At 67.2% G+C, this 26,235-nt stretch carries 29 protein-coding genes; 20 read left to right on the top strand and 9 right to left on the bottom strand.

The annotated features are described in order from the left end of the window. Positions 1 to 11 precede the first annotated feature (11 nt). The 6 genes from ccoO (at position 12) to YWC_RS0100425 (ending at position 4,873) form a co-directional block, all read left to right on the top strand. Positions 12 to 632 (top strand): cytochrome-c oxidase, cbb3-type subunit II, encoded by a 621-nt coding sequence (gene ccoO, locus YWC_RS0100450; RefSeq protein ID WP_027863616.1) that lies wholly within the window; start codon positions 12 to 14, stop codon positions 630 to 632. Positions 633 to 634: 2 nt separating this feature from the next. Continuing rightward, positions 635 to 805, top strand: a complete 171-nt coding sequence (locus YWC_RS0100445; RefSeq protein WP_027863615.1) for a CcoQ/FixQ family Cbb3-type cytochrome c oxidase assembly chaperone — start codon at positions 635 to 637, stop codon at positions 803 to 805. After that, positions 798 to 1,745 carry a cytochrome-c oxidase, cbb3-type subunit III gene (gene ccoP / locus YWC_RS0100440; protein WP_027863614.1) on the top strand — a complete coding sequence of 316 codons (948 nt, stop codon included), beginning with the start codon at positions 798 to 800 and terminating at the stop codon, positions 1,743 to 1,745. Before YWC_RS0100445 ends, ccoP begins: the two co-directional genes overlap by 8 nt. Further along, a complete protein-coding gene (ccoG, locus tag YWC_RS0100435; RefSeq protein ID WP_027863613.1) occupies positions 1,742 to 3,130 on the top strand; it encodes a cytochrome c oxidase accessory protein CcoG in 1,389 nt (462 codons plus the stop codon). Before ccoP ends, ccoG begins: the two co-directional genes overlap by 4 nt. A 15-nt stretch (positions 3,131 to 3,145) precedes the next feature. Continuing rightward, the gene (locus YWC_RS0100430; protein ID WP_027863612.1) at positions 3,146 to 3,688 is read left to right on the top strand and encodes a FixH family protein; all 543 of its coding nucleotides are present in this window, start codon (positions 3,146 to 3,148) and stop codon (positions 3,686 to 3,688) included. 105 nt (positions 3,689 to 3,793) lie between these two features. Beyond that, entirely contained in the window at positions 3,794 to 4,873 is a 1,080-nt protein-coding gene (locus YWC_RS0100425) for a S41 family peptidase (protein WP_051306107.1), read from the top strand. An 18-nt stretch (positions 4,874 to 4,891) separates the two neighbouring features. Here YWC_RS0100425 and YWC_RS0100420 read toward each other — a convergent pair whose 3' ends face one another. The 4 genes from YWC_RS0100420 to YWC_RS0100405 form a co-directional block, all read right to left on the bottom strand. Next, a complete protein-coding gene (locus YWC_RS0100420) occupies positions 4,892 to 5,365 on the bottom strand; it encodes a hypothetical protein (RefSeq protein WP_027863610.1) in 474 nt (157 codons plus the stop codon). Between the two features lie 21 nt (positions 5,366 to 5,386). Continuing rightward, complete coding sequence (locus YWC_RS0100415; protein WP_156923417.1) at positions 5,387 to 5,848, bottom strand: hypothetical protein; 462 nt, start codon at positions 5,846 to 5,848, stop codon at positions 5,387 to 5,389. A gap of 117 nt (positions 5,849 to 5,965) precedes the next feature. Further along, positions 5,966 to 6,727 carry a ThuA domain-containing protein gene (locus YWC_RS0100410; RefSeq protein ID WP_027863608.1) on the bottom strand — a complete coding sequence of 254 codons (762 nt, stop codon included), beginning with the start codon at positions 6,725 to 6,727 and terminating at the stop codon, positions 5,966 to 5,968. A 91-nt stretch (positions 6,728 to 6,818) separates the two neighbouring features. Next, positions 6,819 to 7,217: a hypothetical protein gene (locus YWC_RS0100405; protein ID WP_156923416.1), complete on the bottom strand. Its 399-nt coding sequence runs from the start codon at positions 7,215 to 7,217 to the stop codon at positions 6,819 to 6,821. Between the two features lie 172 nt (positions 7,218 to 7,389). Between YWC_RS0100405 and YWC_RS0100400 the strand changes: the two genes are divergently transcribed. The 5 genes from YWC_RS0100400 (at position 7,390) to YWC_RS0100380 (ending at position 12,585) form a co-directional block, all read left to right on the top strand. Next, positions 7,390 to 9,222 (top strand): DUF885 domain-containing protein, encoded by a 1,833-nt coding sequence (locus YWC_RS0100400; protein WP_027863606.1) that lies wholly within the window; start codon positions 7,390 to 7,392, stop codon positions 9,220 to 9,222. Between the two features lie 7 nt (positions 9,223 to 9,229). Then, positions 9,230 to 10,609 (top strand): serine hydrolase domain-containing protein, encoded by a 1,380-nt coding sequence (locus YWC_RS0100395; RefSeq protein ID WP_229412974.1) that lies wholly within the window; start codon positions 9,230 to 9,232, stop codon positions 10,607 to 10,609. Further along, positions 10,609 to 11,193 (top strand): hypothetical protein, encoded by a 585-nt coding sequence (locus YWC_RS31335; protein ID WP_156923415.1) that lies wholly within the window; start codon positions 10,609 to 10,611, stop codon positions 11,191 to 11,193. The genes YWC_RS0100395 and YWC_RS31335 overlap by 1 nt, the downstream gene beginning before the upstream one ends. An 84-nt stretch (positions 11,194 to 11,277) precedes the next feature. Beyond that, complete coding sequence (locus tag YWC_RS0100385) at positions 11,278 to 11,706, top strand: VOC family protein (RefSeq protein ID WP_027863604.1); 429 nt, start codon at positions 11,278 to 11,280, stop codon at positions 11,704 to 11,706. A gap of 45 nt (positions 11,707 to 11,751) precedes the next feature. Next, complete coding sequence (locus tag YWC_RS0100380; RefSeq protein WP_027863603.1) at positions 11,752 to 12,585, top strand: metallophosphoesterase; 834 nt, start codon at positions 11,752 to 11,754, stop codon at positions 12,583 to 12,585. On the opposite strand, the gene YWC_RS0100375 is transcribed toward YWC_RS0100380, so the two are convergent. From YWC_RS0100375 to YWC_RS0100355, 5 genes are all read right to left on the bottom strand, one after another. Further along, positions 12,582 to 13,508, bottom strand: a complete 927-nt coding sequence (locus tag YWC_RS0100375; RefSeq protein WP_084416226.1) for a DMT family transporter — start codon at positions 13,506 to 13,508, stop codon at positions 12,582 to 12,584. The two genes, YWC_RS0100380 and YWC_RS0100375, sit on opposite strands and share 4 nt — an antisense overlap. Positions 13,509 to 13,568: 60 nt before the next feature. After that, entirely contained in the window at positions 13,569 to 14,324 is a 756-nt protein-coding gene (locus YWC_RS0100370) for a helix-turn-helix transcriptional regulator (protein ID WP_027863601.1), read from the bottom strand. An 11-nt stretch (positions 14,325 to 14,335) separates the two neighbouring features. Then, the gene (gene fnr, locus YWC_RS0100365) at positions 14,336 to 15,097 is read right to left on the bottom strand and encodes a fumarate/nitrate reduction transcriptional regulator Fnr (RefSeq protein ID WP_027863600.1); all 762 of its coding nucleotides are present in this window, start codon (positions 15,095 to 15,097) and stop codon (positions 14,336 to 14,338) included. 81 nt (positions 15,098 to 15,178) lie between these two features. Further along, positions 15,179 to 16,828 (bottom strand): hypothetical protein, encoded by a 1,650-nt coding sequence (locus YWC_RS0100360; RefSeq protein ID WP_027863599.1) that lies wholly within the window; start codon positions 16,826 to 16,828, stop codon positions 15,179 to 15,181. 19 nt (positions 16,829 to 16,847) lie between these two features. Next, the gene (locus tag YWC_RS0100355) at positions 16,848 to 17,312 is read right to left on the bottom strand and encodes a hypothetical protein (RefSeq protein ID WP_027863598.1); all 465 of its coding nucleotides are present in this window, start codon (positions 17,310 to 17,312) and stop codon (positions 16,848 to 16,850) included. Positions 17,313 to 17,661: 349 nt separating this feature from the next. Here YWC_RS0100355 and YWC_RS0100350 point away from each other — a divergent pair, with 349 nt between their 5' ends. The 9 genes from YWC_RS0100350 (at position 17,662) to YWC_RS27720 (ending at position 26,223) form a co-directional block, all read left to right on the top strand. Further along, entirely contained in the window at positions 17,662 to 19,146 is a 1,485-nt protein-coding gene (locus tag YWC_RS0100350; protein ID WP_027863597.1) for a cytochrome ubiquinol oxidase subunit I, read from the top strand. Then, positions 19,136 to 20,143 carry a cytochrome d ubiquinol oxidase subunit II gene (gene cydB, locus YWC_RS0100345; protein WP_027863596.1) on the top strand — a complete coding sequence of 336 codons (1,008 nt, stop codon included), beginning with the start codon at positions 19,136 to 19,138 and terminating at the stop codon, positions 20,141 to 20,143. Before YWC_RS0100350 ends, cydB begins: the two co-directional genes overlap by 11 nt. Beyond that, complete coding sequence (locus tag YWC_RS31880; protein WP_081925822.1) at positions 20,143 to 20,271, top strand: DUF2474 domain-containing protein; 129 nt, start codon at positions 20,143 to 20,145, stop codon at positions 20,269 to 20,271. Before cydB ends, YWC_RS31880 begins: the two co-directional genes overlap by 1 nt. Positions 20,272 to 20,366: 95 nt before the next feature. Continuing rightward, positions 20,367 to 21,056, top strand: a complete 690-nt coding sequence (locus YWC_RS0100335) for a TorD/DmsD family molecular chaperone (RefSeq protein ID WP_229412973.1) — start codon at positions 20,367 to 20,369, stop codon at positions 21,054 to 21,056. Between the two features lie 17 nt (positions 21,057 to 21,073). Continuing rightward, the gene (locus tag YWC_RS0100330) at positions 21,074 to 21,328 is read left to right on the top strand and encodes a twin-arginine translocation signal domain-containing protein (protein ID WP_051306105.1); all 255 of its coding nucleotides are present in this window, start codon (positions 21,074 to 21,076) and stop codon (positions 21,326 to 21,328) included. Between the two features lie 19 nt (positions 21,329 to 21,347). Next, positions 21,348 to 24,167: a formate dehydrogenase subunit alpha gene (locus YWC_RS0100325; protein WP_027863593.1), complete on the top strand. Its 2,820-nt coding sequence runs from the start codon at positions 21,348 to 21,350 to the stop codon at positions 24,165 to 24,167. Positions 24,168 to 24,207: 40 nt separating this feature from the next. Then, positions 24,208 to 24,891 (top strand): formate dehydrogenase FDH3 subunit beta, encoded by a 684-nt coding sequence (gene fdh3B / locus YWC_RS0100320; RefSeq protein ID WP_200879948.1) that lies wholly within the window; start codon positions 24,208 to 24,210, stop codon positions 24,889 to 24,891. Continuing rightward, positions 24,888 to 25,109, top strand: coding sequence for a hypothetical protein (locus tag YWC_RS0100315; protein WP_229412972.1), 222 nt, complete (start codon positions 24,888 to 24,890; stop codon positions 25,107 to 25,109). The genes fdh3B and YWC_RS0100315 overlap by 4 nt, the downstream gene beginning before the upstream one ends. A gap of 10 nt (positions 25,110 to 25,119) precedes the next feature. Further along, positions 25,120 to 26,223: a formate dehydrogenase subunit gamma gene (locus tag YWC_RS27720; RefSeq protein WP_084416224.1), complete on the top strand. Its 1,104-nt coding sequence runs from the start codon at positions 25,120 to 25,122 to the stop codon at positions 26,221 to 26,223. The last annotated feature ends 12 nt before the right edge of the window (positions 26,224 to 26,235 follow it).

Genomic DNA, 26,235 nt, shown 5'->3' with positions numbered 1-26,235 from the left:
CGGAGCACATAATGAAAAAGAAGTTTACCCATGAATGGATCGAGAAAAACCCCTGGCTCCTGATCGGCCTGGTGCTGCTCGTGATCTCCTTCGGCGGGCTGGTCGAGATCGTGCCGCTGTTCTTCCAGAAGTCCACCACCGAGCCGGTGGCCGGCCTGAAACCCTACTCGCCGCTGCGCCTGGCGGGGCGCGACGTCTACATCCGCGAAGGCTGCTACAACTGCCACTCGCAGATGATCCGGCCGTTCCGCGCCGAGACCGAGCGCTACGGCCACTATTCGGTGGCCGGCGAATTCGTCTACGACCACCCGTTCCAGTGGGGCTCGAAGCGCACCGGCCCCGACCTGGCCCGCGTGGGCGGCCGCTACAGCGACGAATGGCACCGCACCCACCTCGACAACCCGCGCGACGTGGTGCCGGAATCGAACATGCCGGGCTATCCGTGGCTGGCCAAGGCCAAGCTGGACCCGAGCGAGATCATCCCGAAGATGCGCGCGATGCGCCGCCTCGGCGTGCCTTACAGCGAAGCCGAGATCGCGGCCGCGCCAGGCGAGGTGAGCGGCAAGACCGAGCAGGACGCGCTGATCGCCTACCTGCAGGGCCTGGGCACCCAGATCAAGACGAGGAATTGAAAATGGCACTCCAACACATCTTTGATAACGCCAGCAGCGTGATGACGGTCGTGAGCTTCGTGACCTTCCTGGGCATCGTCGGCTGGACCTACGTGCTGCGCCGGAGCAGCGACTTCGACAAGGCGGCGCAACTGCCGTTTGCCGATGAAGCAGGGGAGAACGAGCGTGGCTGATTTCTTCAACGAGTTCTGGCACTGGTACATCGCCGTCATCACGGTGCTGTCGATCCTCGGCTGCGGCATCCTGCTGTGGTCGCAGTCGAGCTACCGCGTCAAGCTGGGCGCCGACGGCACGCCCGAGAAAACCACCGGCCACGTCTGGGACGAGGACCTGACCGAACTGAACACGCCGATGCCGCGCTGGTGGATCGTGCTGTTCTGGCTCACCATCGTGTTCGGCTTTGCCTACCTGGCCTTGTATCCGGGCCTGGGCAGCTATGCCGGCAAGCTGGGCTGGACGACCACCGGCGAGTACAAGGCCGAGCTGAAGCAGGCCAAGGCCGACTTCGGTCCGCTGTTCGCCAAGTACGCCAACCAGGACCTGAAGCTGGTCGCCGCCGACCCGCAGGCCCATGCCATCGGCGAACGCCTGTTCCTGACCTATTGCGCGCAGTGCCACGGGTCTGATGCGCGCGGCAGCAAGGGCTTCCCCAACCTGGCCGACCGCGACTGGCTGCACGGCGGCGAGCCCTCGACGATCAAGCAGAGCATCATGCAGGGCCGGGTCGGCGTCATGCCGCCGATGGGCGCGGCGCTCGGTTCGGACAAGGACATCGAAAGCGTGGCCCACTATGTGCGCGACCTGTCCGGCCTGCCGGCGGACCCGATCAAGGTCGCCTTCGGCAAGCCGAAGTTTGCCGCCTGCGTGGCCTGCCACGGCGTGAAAGGCGAGGGCAATCCGGCCATGGGGGCGCCCAACCTGGCGGACAAGACCTGGCTGTATGGCGGCAGCCCGGAAACCGTGATGGAGACCATCCGCAAGGGCCGCACCAACACCATGCCGGCCTTCGGCGAATTCCTCGGCGAAGAGAAGGTGCACGTGCTGGCGGCCTATGTGTGGAGCCTGTCGAATCAGGCCGAACTGAAACCCATCGTGACGGCGCAAGCAAGATGAATGCCCCTCAAGAGGCGGTGGTCCGCCTGTACGCGGCGCGCGAAGAGATCTACCCGCGCGAGATCAAGGGCCGCTATGCCTCGCTGCGCTGGGCCTGCGTCTGGCTCACCCAGCTGCTGTTCTACGGCCTGCCGTGGTTCGAGATGCATGGCCGCCAGGCAGTGCTGTTCGACCTGGCCAGCCGCAAGTTCTATCTCTTCGGACTGGTGCTGTGGCCGCAGGACTTCATCTACCTGGCCGCGCTGCTGATCCTGTGCGCCTACGGGCTGTTCCTGGTGACGGCGGTGGCGGGCCGGGTGTGGTGCGGGTTCGCCTGCCCGCAGACGGTCTACACCGAGATCTTCCTGTGGATCGAGCGCAAGTTCGAAGGTCCGCGTAGCAGCCGCATCCGCCTCGACCGCCAGCCCTGGACGCTGGAAAAAATCGCGCGCAAGGGCGGCAAGCATGCGGCCTGGGGCCTGGTGGCGCTGTGGACCGGCTTTACCTTTGTCGGCTACTTCACGCCGGTGCGCGAGCTGAGCTTCGACATCGCCAGCTTCGGCCTTGGACCCTGGGAGCGCTTCTGGGTGCTGTTCTACGCGCTCGCCACCTACGGCAACGCGGGCTGGCTGCGCGAGCAGGTGTGCAAGTACATGTGCCCGTATGCGCGCTTCCAGAGCGCGATGTTTGACAAGGACACGCTGATCGTCACCTACGACGCCGCCCGCGGCGAGCCGCGTGGTGCAGTCCATGCGCGCACCGGGACCCCGAATGGCGGCGACTGCATCGACTGCAGCATGTGCGTGCAGGTATGCCCGACCGGGATCGACATCCGCAAGGGCCTGCAGTACGAATGCATCGGCTGCGCCGCCTGCGTGGACGCCTGCAACGGCGTGATGGACAAGGTGGAGCGCCCGCGCGGCCTGATCCGCTATGCGACCGAGAATGCGCTGGCGGCGAAACTCTCCCCGCACCAGGTACGGCGGCGCGTACTGCGTCCGCGCGTGATGATCTATGCCGCGGTGCTGGCGATCCTCGGCAGTGCCATGGTCGCCTCGCTGGCGCTGCGCAACCCGCTCAAGCTGGACGTGATCCGCGACCGCGGCTCGATGGGCCGCGAAGTCGAGGACGGGATGATCGAGAACGTCTACCGGCTGCAGGTGATGAACACGCTGGAGGAGCCGCAGCGCCTGCGCATCACGGTCGACGGCATCGCCTCGGCGAAAGTCGTGGACGAGGACGTGGTCGAGATCGATGCAGCCACCACGCGCGCCGTGCCGGTGCGGGTGCGCATCGCCGGCGGAGATGGCCGGCCCGGGTCGAACCGGATCGCCTTCACGCTGGCATCAACAGACGGCGCCGCGCTGCAGGTGAGGGAAGAAGCGGCATTCATCCTGCCCAAGTAAAAAGGAGCAAACAACATGCAAGCGAATATGAGCCTCCAGCCGGCCGCCCCCTGGTACCGGCACCGCTGGCCCTGGTTCCTGATGATCGGCCCGGTGCTGGTGCTGGTCGGCGGCTTCGTCATGCTCTCGCTGGCGCTGAGCCGCCCGGACGCGATGGTGGTCGGCGACTACTACAAGCAGGGCAAGGCCATCAACCAGGAACTGGGGCGCGACCGCGCCGCCAGCCGCCTCGGTCTGCGCTTCGAAGCTGGCTACGATGCCGCGGCCGGGCGCGTGACCGGCACCCTGCTCAGTCATGGCGAGCCGGTGCGCGCACCCTTCCACATCCGCCTCGCGCATCCGACCCAGCCGGAACGCGACCGCGTCCTCGAAGCCCTGCCGGACGCCCACGGCCGCTTCGTGGCGCAGGCGCCCGGACTCGAGGCCACCCACTGGCAGGTCGTGGTGGAGGGCGGGGCGCGCGACTGGCGCCTGGCGCGCAGCTGGAGCTGGCAGCGCGAGCCGATGCTGGCGATCACGGCGGACGCGCAAGTGGCAGGAGAAAGTGCTATTAAATAGTAATTGTCGTGCTATGCTCGATCCGTTTCTCTGCTTCAAGAATGAAGTAATTGTTTCCGTCATACCCACCAGGCATGAACATTGCATGCCACGATAAGGAAGACAATGAAGAAGAAATGGATCGTCACAGCGCCTTTGCTGGTGCTGGCCGTTGCCGGTATCGCTGCCACCATGCCTATCTGGGCGCACTTGTGGCAGATGTACGTGCCGCAGCCTAAGGTAGCGATCGATCGCGGCACAAGCCGCGAGGCTATCGATGGGCTGATCACGCAATACAACAGGCATTATGTCTTGCCCGACAAGGTGAATCAGGTCGAAGCCTTCCTGCGCCGGCGCCAGCAGGAGGGCATCTACGATCGGGTGACGGACGCCGAACAGCTGGCGCAGCAGCTCACCGACGACGTCCAGAGCATCGCCCCTGACCGGCACATGATGGTCGGGTTCAGCGCCGACCCGCTCCCTCCTGACAGCAAGGGCGGGCCGCGGCCGGAGACGCAGGCGGACTGGGAGCGGCGCAACAACTTCGTGATGCGCCAGATCACCTACGTCATGGCGAACCCGGTCGACAAGGTCGAGCGCCTGGACGGCAACATCGGCTACCTGAAGATTTCCGGTTTCGCTCCTCCCTTCATCTCGGGCGCCAGGTTCGCCGCTGCCATGGATGAACTTGCCGGGACCGACGGCCTGATCATGGACCTGCGCGCGCACCGTGGCGGCAATCCGGAAGGCGTGGCCTTACTCATCAGTTATTTCGTGGACCAGCGTACCCGCCTCAACGACATCTGGGATCGCAGCACCGGCATCAGCAAGCAGCACTGGACCGTCGACAAGCTCGATGGCAAGCGCTACGGCAGCAAGAAGCCGGTCCTGATCCTGGTCAGCCCCGACACCAAGTCGGCAGGCGAAGAGTTCGTCTACACGATGCAGGCACTCAAGCGCGCCACGGTGATCGGCGCGCCGACCTGGGGCGGCGCCCACCCGTCGCGCGCCTTCCGCATCGGCGAGCATTTCTTTGCCTTCATTCCCAACAGGCGCGCCATCAACCCGATCACCGGGTCCAACTGGGAAGGCGCGGGCGTGATTCCGGATATCTCCGCGGCGCCGGACAAGGCGCTTGACGTAGCCGAGGACCTGCTGCGGCGCCGGCTCAAGGAAGGCGGCGCGCTGGCCGCCGCGGGGCAATAAGCTCGCCGACCAGCGCTACTATCGGCGCCAGGGCGATACCGCCAGGATCAGGATCGCCGTCAGGCAGACCAGGGCGGCGATCGCCGCCACACCCACAAGGAGCGTCCCAAGCCAGAACCGGCGCGCATATGCCGGACCGTGCAGGTCGGCGACATGGCGGACCTGGGCATGGCCGGAGCGGATGTACCAGACGGCCAGGAAGGCCAGGCCGACCGGGTGGGGCAGGCCGGTCTCGCGTCCGAGCACCGCGCCGGCCAGCACGATGAGCAGGTTCACGGCGTGCAGGCCGCAGGCCATGGCGAACCAGCTGGCCGCGTCCCTGGCCTTGTCGTCCTCCCCGAGGCGCTCCCAGTTGCGCATGTGGAGCCAGGCGCCGAAGGCCGGCGACAGGACGACGCTCCAGAGCGCGGCCGCCGCCGGGTTCCACAATGCCAGGTCACGTCCTGCCGGCGCAGGACGGGCGGCGGTGGATGTCTGCAGCGTCGTGTCCATGGCGCTCGTGCCCGCGGCGGATTACGCGGTCGCGACCCGGAAGGCGGTCACAACGCCGGCCGCAAACGGAATGGCGCAGATCGCGGCCACGCCGACCAGGATAGGCGCAGCCCAGGAGCGGCGCGCATAGCTTTCGCCGTGGTGGTCGTCGACATGCTTGATCTGCTGGTAGGCCGACCCCACACCCCAGGCGCCGAACAAGGCCAGCGAGGCCCACCAGGGCGCGGTGAGATCGTCGCGGCCAAGCAGGGCGCCCGCAGCGCCGGCGGCGTAACTGGCGATGGCAATCAGGAGCATGCCGGCGAACCAGTAGCGTGCGTGCCTGGCCTTGTCCGGCTGTCCGAGCCGCTCCCAGTTGCGCATGTGGAGCCAGGCGCCGAAGGCCGGTGTGAAGACCAGGCTCCACAGTGCGGCGGCGGTCGGGTTCCATAACGCGATCGCCTGGTTATCGCTGATGGGGATGCTGTCTGCCGTTTTGTCCATGCCTGCCTCCATTTGATTTCCATGTGGAAACAGCATAGTTGCTCAGCACAGCAGCGCCTTTGACGTGCGGCAGCAAGGCATCACGCCACCCGCAGCCGCTTGCGCTGCAACCACATCCTACTCGGCCTTGAAACCGCGTCCCGTCGCCGCCCAGTAGATGCCGCCGTACAGGTGGTGCAGGAACACCGGGTCGCGGTAGGTGGCCTGCATGTGGCCCAGCGCCGTGTAGAAGGCGCGTCCGCCATCGTAGGCCTGGTACCAGCTGATCGGGTGGAAGGCGCCCATGCCCTTGCCCTTGCTGGTCTCGGGTTTGTAGGTGGACTCGTCGACGCTCAAGAGGTAATTCAGCTTGCCGGAAGTCGGCGGACCGAACTCATACCATTCCTCGGTGAACAGGGTGCGCGGCGCGAAGCGCTCCATGCCCGGGAAGTTGCGGTCGCGGACCTGCAGCACCGCGGTCTGCACCGCCGGGTGCACGTGGAACATGTGGCCGACCATCCTGGTGTACCACGGCCAGCCGTATTCGGTGTCCGAGGCGCTGTGCACGCCCACGAAGCCGCCGCCCTTGCGGATGTAGCGCTCGAAGGCGGCCTGCTGCTTGTCGTCGAGCACGTCGCCGGTGGTCAAGAGGAAAACGACGGCCTGGTACTTGGACAGTTCGGCGTCGTTCATCACGCGTCCCGCGTCGGCGGTCCAGAAGACCTTGAAGTCGTGCAGCTTGCCCAGTTCCTCGACGGCGCTCACGCCTGCGTGCACGGCGTCATGGTGCCAGCCTGCGGTCTTGGTGAACACGAGGACCTTGAATTGTTCGGCCTGGGCTGGCGCGGCGGCCAGCAGGGAAGCGCACAGCAGTGCCGGCGCCATGAAAGAAGATTTCATTTTTGTCTCGATTATGAATTATTATTTCACCGTCGCGATGGCAGTGAGCGGATGCCCGAAGGCAAGGGCAATAATAGTTCAATAATCGAACTTAATGTGCGGGGCCGAACGCGCGTGGCCGGCCCGACCAGGTAAGGCGGGTATGCTGGACCACTTCGCTCCAGCTGTCCCCGATCCTGGTGAACTCCACCTGGTAGGGACGCGGGCCGGCAAGTCCGCCACGCTCGTAGCGCACCAGCACCGTATCCGCCCGCACTTCGGCCCAGACCAGGCGCGCGTGGAAGGTACCGGGCTTGCGCACGCAAGCCTCGCTGAACGGCCCGCCGACATCGGCCATTCCATCCTCGCGGCGGACCAGCAGCTCGCGCACCGCGTCCGGCAATTCGGCCATGGTGGTCGGGTAGGCGGGTTCGGCGGCGCGGCCATCGATCCCCGCCAGCAGGAGGGCAAGGAAGGCAAGGGAAGCAATCGGGCGTCGGAGCATGGGCATGTCGGGTCGTCGTGGATGGCTCCGGCCCAGTCTAGCAGCGTATGGACGGCTCGTCTGTACATACCACGGGCACGTTGTTTCTTTGAGCTCTTCCATGTTAGATTCCTCCGCGGCAAGCACGGCGCCCGGCGCCGTCGACCGACACCACAACGACCAAGGATACGAGACCAAGATGCCATCCCTCCGCCATCGCAGCCTGCGCGCCGCCATCGCCGCCCTGTTCATCCCCGCCGCCATCGCTGTTGCGACCATGCCGAGCGCCGCACTGGCCGCGCCCGCGGCCAAGGCTGCCAGCGCCAAGCCGAACAAGGCCTTCGATACCTGGGCCGACAAGTTTGCCGAAGACTGGGTGCGCCTGAACCCGCAGATGGCCACGTCCACCCAGTACTTCAGCGGCGCCGAGCAGGCGAAGCTGGACCGCGAGCTGACGCCGATGACGAAAGCCCATCGCCAGAAGATGCAGGCGCTGGCCAGGACCGGCCTGGCGCGCTTGGACAAGTGGATGGCAGGCCCGCTCGACGAGAACCAGCGGATATCAAGCGCGGTGATGCGCTGGTCGCTGCAGAACGTGATCGCCAACGAGCCGTATGAGGACCATGCCTTCGTGTTCTCGCAGTTCAGCGGTGTGCAGGTCGGCCTGGTCAACTTCATGAACACCACCCACCCGTTGCGCAACCCGCAGGACCTCGACAGCTACCTGGCGCGCCTGGAGCAGGTCGGCACCCGCATGGACGAAGCGCTGGCGCGCGCCCGCGAGGCCGCCGCCAAGTCCCTGATCCCGCCGCGCTTCATCCTCGAGCGCGCGCAATTCCAGGTCGACAGCTTCCTCAAGCCGGCGGCGAACGAGAACGTCCTGGTGACCTCGCTGGCCCAGCGCACCGAGAAGATCGAAGGCCTGAACCCGGACGTGCGCAACGCGGCACTGGCGCGCGCCGCCCGCATCGTGGACGAGCGCATCCGCCCGGCCTACAAGCGGGTGCAGGAATTCATGCTTGAAATCCACCCGCGTACCGGTGACGTGGCCGGCATCTCGCGCCTGCCGAACGGCGCCGCGGCCTATGCGCGCGCGGTCGAGAACTTCACCAGCACCAAGCTGTCGCCGAACGAGATCCACGAGATCGGCCTGCGCGAGGTGGCGCGCATCGAAGGCGAGATGGACCGCCACTTGCGCTCGCTCGGCCTGACCGAGGGCAACATCGAAACCCGTATGAAGCAGCTCGATGCGCGCTTCCAGCCGAAGGGCGAAGGCGACCCGCGCCCGGCGATCATCGCCAGCTATGGCGAGATGGTGAAGGATGCCGAGCGCAGGAGCAGCACGCTGTTCAACCTGAAGCCGCGCGCGCCGGTCGAGGTGCGCCGCGTGCCGCCGCTGACCGAACCCTCGGCCGCCGCCCATTACACGCTGCCGGCGCCGGACGGCACCCGCCCGGGCATCTTCTGGGTGCCGCTGCGTGGGCCCAGCTTCGACATGATCCGCATGCGCAGCCTGGCCTACCACGAGGCGGTGCCGGGCCACCACTTCCAGCTGGCGATCCAGCAGGAACTGACCGGCATCCCGAAATTCCGCAGCCAGCGCATCTTCAGCGGCGGCAGCGCCCACGCCGAGGGCTGGGCGCTGTACACCGAACGCCTGGCGGTGGAGCAGGGCTGGTACGAAGGCGACGTGCCCGGCCTGTTGGGGGCGCTCGGTTCGGAACTGTTCCGCGCCCGCCGCCTGGTGGTCGACACCGGCCTGCACTCGAAGGGCTGGACACGCCAGCAAGCCATCGACTACGGCATCGGCGCCCAGGAAGTCGAGCGCTACGTCGTCTGGCCGGGCCAGGCGAATGCCTACATGATCGGCATGCTGCGCATCATCGAGCTGCGCGAGAAGGCCAGGAAGGAACTGGGCGACAAGTTCTCGCTCCCGGGCTTCCACGACCTGGTGCTGGGCGCGGGCTCGGTGCCGCTCGACGTGCTGGGCGAGCTGGTGGACGGCTGGATCGCCAAGCAGAAGAAGGCGTGACCGGGCCGTGAAATCGACGCTGGCCATGCTTGCGCTGTCGGCGCTGTCCTGTGCGAGCGCAGCCGCGCCCCTGTCCGCGCCCCTGTCCGCGCCCCGGGCCGAGGCCCTGACGCGGCAACTGCAGGCCATCGTCGACGACCCCGCCATTCCGCTGCCCGGCCTGGCGGTGGTGGCGGTCCGCGGCGGCGAGATCGTCTACAGCCGCCAGTTCGGCTACAAGCGCCTGGCCAGCGCCACCCTGTCTGCGCAGCCGATGGACGCCGACACGATGTTTCGCATCGCCTCGGTGTCCAAGCTGGTGACCACGCTGGGCGCCATGAAGCTGGTGGAGCAGGGCAGGCTGGCGCTGGACCAGGACGTCAGCGCCTGGCTCGGCTACCGGTTGCGCAACCCGCACTTCCCGGACCAGGCGATCACCCTGCGCATGCTGCTCACGCACACCTCCTCGCTGCGCGACGAGGGCGGCTTCAAGTTCGACCCCGCGGTCGACCTGAAGGAGGTCTTGCAGCCGGGCGGACGCCTGCACGGCAAGGGCGCCATGTGGTCCAGCACCCATGCGCCGGGGCGCTACTTCGACTACGTCAACTTCAATTCCGGCATCATCGCCACCATCATGGAGCGCGCCGGCGGCGAACGCTTCGACCGCCTGATGCGGCGCCTGGTGTTCGATCCGATGGGCCTGAAGGCCGGCTTCTACCTGGCCGACTTCGCCCCCGCCCGGATCGAGGACGCCGCCACCCTGTACCGCCGCCGCGAGAAGGACGGCGACGAACGCTGGGATCCGCAAGGCCCGTGGATCGCGCAGTCCGACGATTTCCACCTCGACCCACCGCTCGCGCCGCCGGGGCTCGAGCGCTACTTCGTGGGCACCAACGGCACCCTGTTCGGCCCGCAGGGCAGCCTGCGCATCTCGGCCGGCGAGTTGGCGCAGCTCATGCTGATGCTGATGAACGAGGGCTGCCATCAGGGCCGGCAGATACTGAAGCCGGAAACGGTGGCGCTCATGTTGTCGCGCCAATGGACCCTGCGGCCGGGCAGCGGCAATGGCGACAGCGACAATTTCCGCGGCCTGTACCACGCCTGGGGCCTGGGCAACCAGCACTTTACGGACACCAGCATCGTGGAGGACGGCCGGGCCAGCGGCGACCGCCTGGTGGAAGGCGGCGGCTTCACCGGGGTCGGCCACCTGGGCTGGTCCTGGGGCCTGAACGCCTTGTTCGTGTTCGATCCGACCACGAAGAACGGCATGATCTACGTCGGCAGCGGCGTGGGCGACGACCCCGACCGCCACCCCGGACGCTTCTCGTCCGAGGCGCGCTTCCAGGAGCGCATCACCGATGCCCTGTACCGCGGCGCGATCGCCGCACCGAAGGAAGGAGCACCGTGATGCCCGACTGGCTGCGCGCAGTTGCACAAGCACTTTTCTGGGTGGTGGCGATGACGCTGACCATGCGCTGGCTGGCACGCAGCCGTCACCGCGCCGCTCCAGCCGCGGCCGGCCGCCGCGTGCAGCATCATGCGGGTTTACTCGTCATCGGCGTGATCGGTACGCTGTTCTTCGCCGGCGCCATGGTGGCCGCCACTATATGGCCGGACGACACCGTCAACGTCTGGTTCCACGTCTTCATGAGCGGCATGACGCTGCTGGCAGCCTACCTGGTGGCCGACTATCGTTTCGCGCGCCATACCGTATCGGAAGCGGGGATGGACTTTGGCCGCCCCACTGGCCGGCGCCTGGCCTTCGGCTGGAACGAGGTCGGCAAGGTCCGCTTCTCCCGAGCCTGGAACTGGTTCCGGATCGAGCTCCAGTCCGGCGAAGTCGTGCGCATATCCGGGCTGATGACAGGCCTGCCCGACTTCGCCGCAAAGGTGCTGGAACATGTTCCAGCAGCGCGCATCGACAAGGACAGCCTGCAGATGTTGCGCGCCACGGCCAAGGGCCAATTGCCCCCGGTCTGGAATAGCCGCTAGAGAAGCGTTGCCACGGCCCGGTTTTGCTCCTACACTGCTCGCGCACACGCTGTCTTTCATGACCTTCTTCTTCAGGAGCACCGCATGGAAACACAAGAAATCTACCGCGGCCGACTCATCGACCACATCCAGCTCGTGGTCAGGGACCTGCCCGCATCGCGCAGGTTCTACGGCGCCGTGTTCGAGGTGCTGGGCATTCCGCTGGGCGGCGCGGGTGACGATTACTTCTGGGCTGACGAACTCTTCATCTCCAGCCGCGACAGCGCGGCCGCGCAGGGCGTGCTCACCGGCCGCCACCACCTGGCCTTCCAGGCACGCGACCGCAAGATGGTCAATGCCTTCTATTTCGCGGCCCTGGCCGCCGGCGGCAGGGACAACGGCCGCCCCGGCGAACGCGCCTACCACCCGGGCTACTACGGCGCCTTCGTGCTGGACCCGGACGGCAACAACATCGAAGCCGTCTACCACGGCGAGGCGAAGCAAAGCGCGCCCTACGTGCGCGTCAGCTTCTGACACGGTGGCGCAGCCGGCGGTGGAAACCGCTATACTGCGCCGACCATGCGCATCCAGATCTTCTCCGACCTGCACCTCGAACGCTACGCCGGTTTCAATCCGCAGATCCGCGGCGACACCGACGTCGTCGTCCTGGCGGGCGACATCGGCTCCTACCAGGCCGGATCGCGCCTGACCGACGAGGATTTCGGGCTCGAACGTTTCTCGCCCCTGCGCCCCGGCGCCAATGGCGCGCGCGTCCTGTACATCCCCGGCAACCACGAATTCGATGGCCTCGATTACGACGAAGCCTACGCGCGCCTGCGCGACAGCTGCGCGCGCCTCGGTATCGAATGGCTGGACCGCCAGACGCTCGTCATCGGGAATATCCGCTTCATCGGCACCACCCTGTGGAGCGACTTCGACGCGCTGGCGCTGCGCGAGCAGGAGCTGAGCAAGCAGCTGCAAAAGCGCGAGAAGGCCTTCCGCGCCGCCAACTGGTACCTCTCGAAGAACACCACCCTGAAGAACGGCGAGAAGGTGCTGGCCGAGGGCATCCGCGAAATGGCGCTGGACTGCCAGGACTGGCTGCGCGGGGCGCTGGCGGCGCCCTTCGAGGGGCGCACGGTGGTAGTGACCCATTTCGCGCCCAGCCTGCAAAGCGCCGACCCGCGCTATGGCCTCACGCCCGGGACCGCGGGCTTCTGCAATGCGCTCGACGGCTTGTTCCCGCAGGCCGATATCTGGATCCACGGCCACCTGCACTGCGCCAACGACTACGTGGTCAGCGGCGTCGATGCCGGCCGGCCCTGGTCCTGCCGCGTGGTGGCCAATTCGCTCGGCTACCTCAGCAAGGGCGAGCAGGAAGCCTTCCGGCCCGACCTCGTCGTCGACATTTAATCGCGGTGGGCGGCAGCACAGGACACCACGCCAGCCATCAGCAATACCAGCGCCGCCGCCTCCAGGCCGCTGGGCCAGCGCGCCTCCCACAGGAAGCCGTAGAGCGAGGCGAACACGGTCTCGAACACGATCATCTGGCCCATCAACGCCATCGGCAGGGCGCGGCTGGCGTAGTTCCACAGGGCGTTGCCGAGCACCGAACAGAAAATCCCGACCGCCGTCACCACCCCGAGGAACTGCAGCCATTCGGTGACCGTGTGCGTGGCGCCGCCGCCCGGAAAGGCCGGCACTGCCAGCAGCAGGGCCTGGGCGCCCGTCATCACTCCCACCAGCAGGCTCCATTCGTTGGCCGAAATGCCATCGAGCCGCGCCAGCCAGCGCCGGTTGGCGACCGCATAGAAGGTCCAGGACAGCAGCGCGCCGATCGCCGACAAGAGGCCGATGCCCGAACCGCCCTCCAGGGAAGACAAGGAATCCCAGCTGATGCAGGCCAGGCCGGCCGCGCCCAGCAGCAGGGAGGGCAGCAGGCGCCGCAAGGGCACCGCGCCGTGCTCGCGCAGGCCAGCCAGGGTCACGGTGATCGGCAGCAGCCCGATCACGATCGAGGTCATGGCCACTCCACCCAATTGGACGGCCTGGGCCAGGAACAGGTAGTACACGATGTTGCCCGCCAGGCTGAGCCAGGCCAGGCCGCGCCAGTCGGCCCGGCTCAGGCGCTGCCTGAGCCGCGGCCAGGCGCGCGCGACCAGGATGGCGGCGACGATGCCGTAGGCCAGGTAGCGGCCGGCCGACAACTGCAGGGCCGAGAAGCCCGGCACCAGTTCGGGGGCGAGGAATACCAGGCCCCAGAAGGCGCCCGCGGTGATGCCGGCGCCGATGCCGAGCCGGGTGGTGTGGGACGTGGTGTGAATCTGCGAAAGCATGGTCGATCTCCTTGGGAAGGGAGATTGTCGGCCGGATGCCCGCGGCGCTCTTGACCCTGGCTACTGCTGGTTTGACAGATTCTCGCGATACGCGCGCCGGTAGGCCGCCGGCGTCGTGTCCATCGTCCTGCGCATGGCCCGGGTCAGCGCGCTCTGCTCGGAAAAGCCGGCGGCCAGCGCGATTTCGGCCACCGGGCGCGCCGTCGCACGCAGCCATTCGCAGGCATGGCGCAGGCGGCAGTCCAGCAGCCAGTCGTGGGGCGTGCTGTCGCGCTCTTCGCGAAACAGCGCATGCAGGCGGCTGACGCTCAGGCTGGCGGCGCGCGCCATGGCCTCGGTGGTCCACGGCAGGCCAGGTTCGGCCTCGATGCGGGCCAGCAGGGCCGCCAGACGCGAGCCAGGCGCGGGCGCGCCCAGCACCAGGGTGTCGAGCAGCAGCGGGGTCCAGCCGGCCAGCACGGAAGGCGCGGGCGGCCGGGTGGCGGCCATGATGCCCATGAATTCGACCAGCTTGCGGGCCGCGGGACCGATGGCGCCGAAGGGCTGCTCGAGCAGGCGCTGCCAGGGTCCTTGCGCGAAGGTATCCGGTCCCAGGTCGACGATCAGCGACCGGTTGGCCACCGGGCTGCACTGCGAGTGCCAGGCGCCGGGCGCCACCACCGCCACGCGCAGCGGATCGAGCCGGGCCTGGCGGCCTTCGATTTCCACGGCGACTTCGCCGCTCACGGGCAGCACCAGCTGGCCGAACTCGTGGCGGTCCGAGCTGCGCGCGGCGCCATAGCTGCGCAGGTGCAGGTCGAGCAGCGGCGCAGCCATCCTGGCTGATCCTAGCCCATCGGGCTGCAGACGTCGGTGCCGGCCGCCAGCGCCTTGAGCTTGGCCGGGTCGAGCAGGGTGACTTCGCGCTTGTCGACCTGCAGCCAACCCTGCTTCTTGAAGCGCGACAGCAGGCGGCTGATGCTTTCGATGGTGAGCCCGAGGTAGTTGCCGATGTCTTCGCGCGACATGCGCAGCTGGAAGCTGTGCGGCGAATAGCCGCGCGCCGCGTAGCGTGCCGACAGGTTGACCAGGAAGACGGCAAAACGCTGCTCCGCCCGCATATTGCCGAGCAGCAGCATAACGTTCTGTTCGCGCGTGATTTCCTGGCTCATGATGCGGTGGAAGTGTCGCAACAGGGCCGGCACGTGGCCGAACAGCTCTTCCAGGCGCGAGAACGGGATCTCGCACACCTCGCTGTCCTCGAGGGCCACGGCGTCGCAATGGTGGGTGCCGCTGATGGCGTCCATGCCCAGCAGTTCGCCGGCCATCTGGAAGCCGGTGATCTGGGCTTCGCCGGCGGCGTTCACCTGATAGGTCTTGAAATGGCCGAAGCGCACCGCGTACAGGTTGCGGAAGGGCTCGCCCATGGCGTACAGGCGCTCGTCGCGCGCGAGGCGGCGGCGGCGGCCGATGATCTGGTCGAGGCGATTGATGTCGGCATCCTCGAGGCCCATCGGCAGGCACAGCTGGTGCATGCTGCACGCGCTGCAGCTGGCCTTGAGGGCCTGGATGACCTTCGCTTCGCCCGGGAGCGAGATGGGTTGGTTCATGGCATGGAAACGAAAATGCTGACGCGGCCATTATAGACAAAGGCCGCGTCCGCGGGTTTCATTTCCAAATAACAAGCTCGATTACAGGTGATGCCGGTGTTCCGCCTTCATCCTGTAGTACTCCTGGCGGCCCTTGGCGCGCACGGTCGCGGCGATCTCGGCTGCTTCCTGCGCCGCCTGGTTCACGGTCGCGAAGGCGTCGGCGTTCCCCTTGAGCGCTTCCACGGCCTGCTGCGATTGCGCCGTGCCCGCCAGCGCCAGCCCGAAGGTGGCCGACACCGCCAGCTCGGCGGCCAGGGTGTCGAGGCCAGGCGCCACCACGTCCTGCGCCGCCTTGGCCGCCTGCAGCTCGGCGCTGGCCTGGGGCGCTGCCAGCGTGCGCGCCAGGTCCATGTCGCCGGCGACCCGCGCCAGGAAATCGAGCGCCGCGCGGCTGCCGGACCGGTTGGCCAGGTCGCCGAGGCGCAGCAGGGCCGTATTCTTGGCATTGAACACGGCACGGCCGGCGCGCGGCTGCTGGACGAAGTCGATCATCGGCTGGACCGCGATCTCGCTGCCGATGTAGCCGAGGGTGGCCACGATCTGGGTCAGGAACTCCTCATGCTGCTCCGGCTCGTTCACCAGCCAGTCCAGCAGCAGGCGGGCGTCCTTCTCGCCGTACTGCGAGGCCAGCTCCCATGGCACGCCCTCGATCCAGTGCTGGGAGACGAAGTCGCGCACGTCGGCAGGCAGCGCCAGGCCGCCTGCGCCGCAGGAGCAGCCGCCGGCGGCCATCACCTTGCCGCTGATGCTGAGCGGGCCCGAAAGGAAGGCCGAGGACTCGGCCGCGTTGACCACGTTGTGGTCGGCGCCGACGGACGGGTACATGACCGCGCGCGGGTCGTCGGTGCGGTGGCTGAGGCCGCAGTTGTGGCCGTACTCGTGCACCCAGATCAGGCCTTCCTGGTTGGCGGTGAAGCGCACCGCGGCCACGTTGACCGAGGCGCTGCCGACCGGGGCGCAGCCGATGATGCCGTCGCCGGGGCCGCCGCACCAGCGGATGGCCTGCACGATCTTGACCCCGCTGCCTGCGGTCAGGAGGGCATTCAGGTCGTTTGACGTCTGGATGGTGCCGGGGATGTTCGCCGGCAGCAGCCGGACCGCGCCGTTGCGCACGAAACGGACCGGGGTCGCGACGTCCGGCCCGGTGTCGTCGTTCTGGAGGATCGTGCCCATGTCGGCCAGGATCCGGTCGGCCTCGGCTTCGCTCAGGGCCACGCTGCTGTGGCGGTGCACCGTGACCGAGACCGTGCGCAGGCCCGGCGGCGCCGAGGGCGGGTTGACGACCAGGTAGTCGACAGACAGCGAGATGTCGGCGCTCCACTCGATGTTGACCCAGATGTCGACGCCGTTGAAGCGCGGGGCGACGTTGTGCAGGGTATAGCGGGCTGCGCCGATGAACTTGCCGGCGGGCGGTCCGCCCGGCACGCCTTCGCCGATGGCCACGAAGACCTGCGAGCCGGGCTGGATCAGGTCCCAGTTGAGCCGCAGCAGCCATTCGCCGCGGCGCATGCCCCAGTCGTGGCGGTAGGTAAAGCCGGTCCCCTGCAGCGCGGGCTGTACGCCTTCCGTGCCGACGCTCGCTTCGGCGACGGCCCAGGGGCCTTTGGTGTCCGAGGAATCCGCGCGCTCCTGCGTTCCGGGGTCGAGGAGCAGTGCTGCGTCCTGGTCGAGACGATCGTTTGGTGCCATGGGAATCTCCTGGTGCGCTTCAAGGGTTGATGATCAGGTAATCGACGTAGAGCGAGATGTCGCTGCTCCACGCGATGTCGATCCAGATGTCGACGCCGTTCCAGCGTGAGGCGACGTTGTGCAGGGTGGTGCGGGCCGCGCCGATGAACTTGCCGGCGGACGGGCCGCCCGGCACGCCTTCGCCGATCGCCACCAGGACCCGGGAGGGGGGCTGGATGACATCCCAGTTCAGGCGCAGCACCCACTGGCCGCGCCGCGCGCCCCAGTCGTGACGATAGGTGAAACCGGCGCCGCTCAGTTCGGGCTCGGGCTGGCCGGCCCGGGCCGGCGCGGTCCCGAACAGTTGCCGGACCGCGGCCGTATCGGCCTCCTGGCGCAGTTCGCGGAAGCTGGCCGGCATGGCCGAGGAAGCGACCAGCACCTCCGCTTCCCCGGCGCGCGCCGCGATCCGCGTTGCCGCCGCGTGGTTCTGATGTTGAGTCATGACCATCTCCTTTCACATCGACGATCGATGGATGGCCCGTTCCACCGCGTGGCGAGGGCGGAGGCCGGGTCGCCGGATCGCGAGTCCGCATGCATGCTGGATACACAGGATTCAGGCTGCCGCCGGGCTCGAATCGTCAGCCAATATAGACGAGTGGATTGGGTCGGCAGGATCGATCTGACGGGTCATTAATATGGATCAGTGACCCCGAGTTTTCTGTGGGAGGGAAAGGTTTCGACGCCGAAGCGAGGTTCTGGCGTAGCAAATCGACATCGCCAAGCGTGCGCACCCTGTCCGCATGCTAGATTCTGGACACCACAACGGAGTATGACGAGCAAAAGGGGCCCGCATGTTCGGTTTGTCCGCTTTGGATCTGGCGCGCGTGCAATTTGCGTTCACGATGTCCTTCCACATCCTGTTCCCGGCGATCACGATTGGCATGGCCAGCTACCTTGCCGTGCTCGAGCTGTGCTGGCTGCGCACGAAGCGCCAGGTCTACGTCGACCTCTACCACTACTGGCTCAAGATCTTCGCCGTCTGCTTCGGCATGGGGGTGGTGTCGGGCATCGTGATGGCCTACCAGATCGGCACCAACTGGAGCTACCTGTCCGAGTTCGCCGGCAGCATCATGGGGCCGATCCTGTCCTACGAGGTGCTGACCGCCTTCTTCCTCGAAGCCGGCTTCCTGGGCGTGATGCTGTTCGGCTGGACCCGCGTCGGCCCGGGCCTGCACTTCGGGGCCACCTGCGCGGTCGCGGTCGGCACCCTGATCTCGGCCACCTGGATCCTGGCCGCCAACAGCTGGATGCAGACCCCGCAGGGCTATGCCATCGAGGGCGGCCGCATGGTCCCGGCCGATTGGCTGGCGATCGTCTTCAACCCGTCCTTCCCTTACCGGCTGCTGCACATGGTGATCGCCGCCTATCTCACCACGGCCCTGATCGTCGGCGCCACCGGAGCCTGGCAGCTGCTCAAGGGCCGCGACAACCCGGCGGTGCGCAAGATGCTGTCGATGGCGATGTGGATGATCCTGCTGGTGGCGCCGATCCAGGCGGTGGTGGGCGACTTCCACGGCCTGAACACCCTGAAGCACCAGCCCGCCAAGCTGGCGGCCATGGAAGGGCACTGGCAGAACGAAGGCGACAAGGCGATCCCGCTGCTGCTGTTCGGCGTGCCCGACATGGAAGAGGAACGCACCAAGTACGCAGTCGGCATTCCGCACCTGGGCAGCCTGATCCTCACCCATTCCTGGAACGGCCAGTTCCCCGGACTCAAGGATTTCCCGCGCGAAGACCGGCCCAACTCGCTGATCGTGTTCTGGAGCTTCCGCCTGATGGTGGGCCTGGGCCTGCTCATGATCGCGCTCGGCGCCTGGAGCCTGTGGCTGCGGCGCAAGCGGGAAGGGGAGGCGCGCTTGTGGCGCAACCGCCCCTTCCTGCGCTTCGCCGTCTGGATGGGGCCGGCGGGCCTGGTCGCCATCCTGGCCGGCTGGACCACGACCGAGGTGGGGCGCCAGCCCTGGGTCGTGTATGGGGTGCTGCGCACCGCCGACGCGGTATCGAAGCATGGCGCCGCCGAGCTCGGCCTGACCCTGGCCCTGTTCGTGGTGGCCTATATCTTCGTGTTCGGCACCGGCACCGTCTACCTGCTGCGCATGATGCGCAAGGGGCCGCAGCGCTTCGAGCTGCATACCCCGGCCCGGGGCGGCCCGGGCGAGGAACGCACGCCCAGCCGGCCGCTGTCGGCCGCCGACGTGCAGAACGACGACGACGAGGGCGAGGCCAGCCCGGACCGCCTTGGCCGCGACAAGGAGGAACCCGGTCATGGGCATTGACACCACCGTCATCTGGGCGATCATCATCTTCTTCGCCGTCTTCATGTACGTGCTGCTGGACGGCTTCGACCTGGGCATTGGCCTGCTGTTTCCCTTCAGCCCGAAAAAGCGCGACCGCGACACCATGATGAACACGGTAGCGCCGGTCTGGGACGGCAACGAAACCTGGTTGGTGCTGGGCGGCGAGGGGCTGCTGGCGGCCTTCCCGGTGGCCTATTCGATCATCCTGTCGGGGCTGTACCTGCCGCTGATCTTCATGCTGGTCGGCCTGGTGTTCCGCGGCGTGGCCTTCGAATTCCGCTTCAAGGCCAAGGATCACGAGCGCCACCTGTGGGACAAGGCCTTCATCGGCGGCTCGGTGGTGGCCAGCTTCTTCCAGGGCGTGTCGCTGGGCGCGTTTCTCGACGGCATCGCGGTGTCGGGGCGCAGCTATGCCGGCGGGCCGCTCGACTGGATCGCACCGTTCCCGCTGCTGGCCGGGTTCGGGGTGATGATCGCCTATACCCTGCTGGGCGCCACCTGGCTGGTGATGAAGACCGAGGGCGAGCTGCAGGCGCGCATGGTCCAGGTGGCGCGTCCCCTGGCCCTGATGCTGCTCGCGGCCATCGTCATCGTCAGCATCTGGACGCCCTGGCGCGACCCGGCGGTGGCGGCGCGCTGGTTCAGCTTCCCGAACATCGTGTTCCTGGCACCGGTGCCGGTGCTGGTGGCGGTGTTCATCGTGCTGCTGCTGCGCTCGCTCAAGCGCGACCCGCACCGTGTGCCTTTCGTGGCGTCCCTGGCCCTGATCTTCCTCGGCTACAGCGGCATGGCGATCAGCATCTGGCCCCATATCGTGCCGCCCGCGATCTCGATCTGGGAAGCGGCCTCGCCGCCCAGCAGCCAGGGCTTCGCGCTGGTCGGCACCCTGTTCATCCTGCCCATCATCCTGATGTACACGGCCTGGTCGTACTGGGTGTTCCGGGGCAAGGTCAAGGCCGACGCGGGGTATCACTGATGGTGACCCGGCGCGAATGGCTGCGGCGCCTGGCCTGGCTGGCGGCGCTCTGGCTCGGCGGCGTGTTTACCTTGTCGGCGGTGGCCTACGTGATCCGCACCCTCATGCATGCCCTGGGCATGCGTTGACGGTGGTTTGATAACACCGTGTCATCAACCGTGCGCGGCCTGCCGCGCTGGAGGACTACACTGCTGGTGACCCTTTGCCAACAGGAGAGCAGCACGTGTCCCACCCTGACGCGCCGTCGATCAACCGTCCCGCCGGCCCCGCCATCACTGTCGCCGTACCGCTACCGCTGTCGGGCGAGGACCAGGCGCGCGCCGATCTGTACGCGCTGCTGTCGCGCCTGCTGCTGGCGGCGCCGGACGGTGCGCTGCTGGACGCGCTGGCACATGCCGACCCCATCCTTTCCGAAGGAGGCGATCCGGCCCTGGAGCAGGCCTGGGAAGCGCTGAGCCTGGCCTCGGGCGTCATGGACCCGGATGCGGTGGCCGAGGAGTTCGACGCGCTCTTCATCAGCGTCGGCACGCCGCCCGTCAATCCCTACGGCTCGCGCTACCTGGCCGGCTTCATGAACGACACCCCGCTGGCCGAGCTGCGCGCCGACCTGGCGCGCTTCGGCATCGGCCGGGTGCGCGGCGTCGGCGAATTCGAAGACCATCTGGGCGCCCTGTGCGAGACGATGCGCGTCCTGATCACCGGCGCCCCCGGCATTGCGCGCCAGCCGCTCGCGCGGCAGCAGGCCTTCTTCGAGGTCCACATTGCGCCCTGGTACGAGCGCTGCCTGGCCGACATCGCGTCCGCCGAAGGGGCCAATTACTACCGGCTGGTCGCGCGCCTGGCCGGCGCCTTCCTCGCCATCGAAGCGGAAGCCTTCGTGGTCGGGGAAGCGCTCACCGAATCACCCGTTTAACCGAGACGAGGCACAGCATGGAACAGCATCCGCAGCTACTTGAACACGGACCGGACGGCAAGCCGGCCGCAGGCGCCGGGCACGATGTGCCGGACCCCAGCCGCCGCGGCTTCCTGAAGGCCGCGCCGCTGGGGGCGCTGGCCGTCGTGGCCGGCACGGCCGAGGCCGCCGATACACCGGTGCCCCAGCCTGCTGCGAAGCCGCAGGTCAAGCGCGGCTACCACGAAACCGAGCACATCCGCCGTTACTACGAGACCGCCGCCTACTGGTGAGCACAACGGGAGAACCAGCATGTCCCTCGTGAAGTCCGTCCGCGACAGCGGACTCAAACGGCGCCGCTTCCTGGTCGGCGCCGGTGTCGCCGCCGGAGCCGGCGCCCTGGCCCGACAGCTGCCGCTGAACGTGATCGAACCGGCGCACGCCGACCAGGCCCCCGACGCCCCGGTGCCCACCGAGATCAAGCGCACCATCTGCAGCCACTGCTCGGTGGGCTGTTCGGTGGACGCGGTGGTGGCCAACGGCGTCTGGGTGCGCCAGGAAGCCGCCTTCGATTCGCCCATCAACATGGGGGCGCACTGCGCCAAGGGCGCCTCGGTGCGCGAGCACGCCTTTGGCGAGCACCGCCTGCGCTACCCGATGAAGCTGGTGAACGGCAAATACGTGCGCATGTCCTGGGACCAGGCCATCAACGAGATCGGCGACAAGCTGATCGAGCTGCGCCAGAAATCCGGGCCGGACGCGCTGATGGTGATCGGCAGCTCCAAGCACAACAACGAACAGGCCTACCTGCTGCGCAAGTGGGTCTCGTTCTGGGGTTCGAACAACTGCGACCACCAGGCGCGCATCTGCCACTCGACCACGGTCGCGGGCGTGGCCCAGACCTTCGGCTACGGGGCGATGACCAATTCCTTCAACGACTTGCACCACAGCAAGGCGGTGATGTTCATCGGCTCCAACCCGGCCGAGGCCCACCCGATCTCGATGCTGCACTTCCTGCACGCCAAGGAGCTGGGCGCGAAGATGATCGTAATCGACCCGCGCTTCACCCGCACGGCGCGCTTCGCCCACCACTACGTGCGGGTGCGTCCGGGCACCGACATTCCGCTGGTGTGGGGCATCCTGTGGCACATCTTCCAGAACGGCTGGGAAGACAAGGAATACATCGCGGCCCGCACCTACGGCATGGAGGATGTGCGCAAGGAAGTGGCGAAATGGACTCCGGATAAAGTCTCGGACATTACCGGCGTGCCGGAAGCCTCGGTCAAGATGGCCGCCGAGATGCTGGCCAAGAACAAGCCTTCGTCGGTGGTCTGGTGCATGGGCATCACCCAGCACACGGTCGGCACCGCCAACGTGCGCGCACTGTCCATTTTGCAGTTGGCGCTGGGTAACATCGGCGTCCCGGGCGGCGGCGCCAACATCTACCGCGGCCACGACAACGTGCAGGGCGCCACCGACGTCGGCCCCAACGGCGACTCGCTGCCGGGCTACTATGGGATCGCCGAGGGCGCCTGGAAGCACTTCGCCAACGTCTGGGGCGTCGACTACGAATGGATCAAGTCGCGCTTCGGCTCCAAGGAGCTGATGGAAAAGCCGGGCATCACGGTGTCGCGCTGGTTCGACGCGGTCAACGAAGAAGAACAGTACATCGACCAGCCGAGCAAGCTGCGCGCGGTGTTCTACTGGGGCCACGCGCCGAACAGCCAGACCCGCCTGCCCGACATGAAGGCGGCGATGCAGAAGCTCGACATGCTGGTCGTGATCGATCCCTACCCGAGCATGACGGCCTCGATGCACGGCCGCACCGACGGCGTCTACCTGCTGCCGGCCGCCTCGCAGTTCGAGACCTCGGGCTCGTGCACCGCTTCCAACCGCAGCATCCAGTGGCGCGAGCGCGTCATCATGCCGCTGTTCGAGTGCAAGAGCGACCACGAGATCATGTACCTGTTCGCCAAGAAGTTCGGCTTCCACAACGAACTGTGCAAGAACATCAAGGTGGTGCTCAACGAGCCGGTGGTCGAGGACATCCTGCGCGAGATCAACCGCTCCTGCTGGACCATCGGCTACACCGGCTGCTCGCCGGAGCGCCTGAAACTCCACATGGAGAACAAGCACACCTTCAACCCGACCACCCTGCGCGCCGACGACGGTCCCTGCAAGGGCGACTACTACGGCCTGCCGTGGCCGTGCTGGGGCACGCCGGAACTCAAGCACCCCGGCACGCCCATCCTGTACGACCTGAACAAGTCGGTGGCCGAGGGCGGCCTGCCATTCCGCGCCAACTGGGGCGTCGAGCACAACGGCGAGTCGCTGCTGGCCGCCGACGGTTCGACCAACAAGGACAGCCAGCTCGACGTCGGCTACCCCGAATTCGACCACGTGTTCCTGAAGAAGCTCGGCTGGTGGGCCGAACTCACCCCACAGGAACAGGCGATGGCCGAAGGCAAGAACTGGAAGACCGACAACTCGGGCGGCATCATCCGCGTCGTCATCGCCCACGGCTGCGCGCCCTTCGGCAATGCCCGGGCGCGCTGTAACGTGTGGAACTTCCCGGATCCGGTGCCGACCCACCGCGAGCCGCTCGCTTCGCCGCGGCGCGACCTGGTCGCCAAGTACCCGACCTACGACGACAAGGCCAACTTCTGGCGCCTGCCGACGCTGTTCAAGTCGGTGCAGGAGGTCGACTACTCGAAGGACTTCCCGCTGATCATGACCTCCGGCCGCCTGGTCGAGTACGAGGGCGGCGGCGAGGAAACCCGCTCGAATCCCTGGCTGGCCGAGCTGCAGCAGAACATGTTCGTCGAGATCAACCCGCGCGACGCGGCCCAGATCGCCGCCAAGGTCGGCGACTATGTCTGGGTCGAGACCCCGACCGGGGCACGCCTGAAGATGATGGCGATGGTCACCGAGCGGGTGCCGATCGGCCTGGTCTGGATGCCCTTCCACTTCGGCGGCTGGTGGATGGGCGAGGACCTCGAACGCCATTACCCGGAAGGCGGGGCGCCGACGGTGCGCGGCGAGGCCTGCAACACGGGCTGGACCTACGGCTACGACGCCGTGACGATGATGCAGGAAACCAAGGTATCGCAGTGCCGGGTCGTCAAGGCCTGAGGCGCAGCGCTTTCAACTGAGCAGAGCGGAGGAGAACGGCATGGCCGCGAGAATGAAATTTATCTGCGACACAGAGCGCTGCATCGACTGCAACGGCTGCGTGACCGCATGCAAGAACGAACACGAACTGGCCTGGGGCATCAACCGGCGCCGGGTGGTGACCATCAACGACGGCATCCCGGGCGAGCGCTCGGTGTCGGTGGCATGCATGCACTGCACCGACGCACCCTGCCTGGCGGTGTGCCCGACCAACTGCATCTACCACACCGAGGACGGCATCGTCCTGCACAGCAAGGACCAGTGCATCGGCTGCGGCTACTGCTACTACGCCTGTCCGTTCGGCGCGCCGCAGTTCCCGGAGACCGGCATGTTCAACCACCGCGGCAAGATGGACAAGTGCACCTTCTGCGCCGGCGGCCCGGAACCGGATACCTCCGAAGCCGAGTTCAAGAAGTACGGCCGCAACCGCATCGCCGAAGGCAAGCTGCCGGCCTGCGCCGAGCAGTGCGGCACCAAGGCGCTGCTGGGCGGCGAAGCGAACCAGATCGCCGACATCTACCGCCAGCGCGTCGAGACGCGCGGTTACGGCCCCGAGCTGTGGGGCTGGAAGATCGCCTACGGCCGGCCCAAGCGCGGCGGCGAGATCAAGGCCAAGGGCGACCTGCCGCGGGTGAACCAGCAGGTCGGCGACGTGCAGAACGACCCGGGGAGGATCGTGCAATGAACATGAACAAATTCCGCTACTGTGTCCTGGCGCTGCCGCTGCTGCTGTCCGGCTGCCTCGAGGTCGAGCAGTTCCCCGGCTGGCTGCACGGCGAATATGCCGGCAAGGAAGACCAGCGCCATTTCCAGCAACGCTTCCACAATGACCGGCTGGCCTGGTCGGCGACGGTCCAGAACCGTGCCATGAAGCAGAACGAATACAACCGGGCCAACCCCTGAGGAGCCGACCATGCACGCCATTTCCTCGCGCGCGTCGCTGTTGCTGACGCAGTTGCTGATTACTGGCCTGGTGCTGGCGCTGCTGTCGACGGCCGCCTGGGCCGGCGTACCCAACAAGGACGCCAAGCCCGCCTACGCCGAGGAGCAGACCATGCTTCAGATCGAAGGCGATTCGGTGGTGAAGGAGCCGGGCCTGACCAATGCGGCCTCGGGCCGGGTCCACATGGACCGCCACTTCCTGGGCCAGTACGGCGCCACCGAGGCCAACGTCATCGTCCAGCGCGGCGGCAACACCTGGCGCCACCTGCGCAACGGCCCGCTCGCCAGCATCGCCGGCTTCATCCTGCTGGCGGTGCCGCTCCTGATCTTCGTGTTCTACAAGGCGGTCGGCGCCGCCAAGGAAGTGCCGCCGTCCGGGCGCCAGATCAAGCGCTTCACCAAATGGGAGCGCCAGGTGCACTGGGCCACGGCCTACAGCTTCATCGCGCTGGCGGTCACGGGCATCATCATCATGTACGGCAAGAAGATCATGCTGCCGTGGATGGGGCACGACCTGTTCTCCTGGTTCGCCATCATCTCCAAGTACCTGCACAACTTCGTCGGGCCGCTGTTCATTGTCTGCTCGGTGCTGATGTTCATCACCTTCCTGCGCCGTAACTTCTTCAACCGGAACGACTGGCAGTGGGTGAAGCAGGGCGGCGGGCTGGTATCGCACAAGCATCCGCCGGCCGGCTTCTTCAACGCTGGCGAGAAGGCCTGGTTCTGGCTCGGCGTGACCCTGCTGGGCATCCTCATGTCGATCACCGGCCTGATCCTGGACTTCGTCACCTTCGGCCAGACCCGCTATGTGCTGCAGGTTGCCAACACCCTGCACGTCGTCGGCTCGGCCCTGTACATCGCCGCCGCCATGGGCCACATCTACATCGGCACCTGGGGAACGCCGGGCGCCTACCAGGCCATGCGCGAAGGACACGTCGACGAGAACTGGGCCGCCGCCCACCATTCGCTGTGGCTGGAGCAGGTCCGCAACGGCACGGCGAGCGACCCGGCGCACCGCCCGCATCCGGAGGCCAGACCGGGCCGCCCGAGCCCCCGTCCGGGCCCGGCCGCCTGAGGCACGGAGGAC

The sequence above is a fragment of the Massilia alkalitolerans DSM 17462 genome (assembly GCF_000427785.1).
Taxonomy (GTDB): domain Bacteria; phylum Pseudomonadota; class Gammaproteobacteria; order Burkholderiales; family Burkholderiaceae_D; genus Telluria; species Telluria alkalitolerans.
Note: the sequence above shows the minus strand (reverse complement) of the source record. Positions and strands in the feature narration are given on the sequence as shown.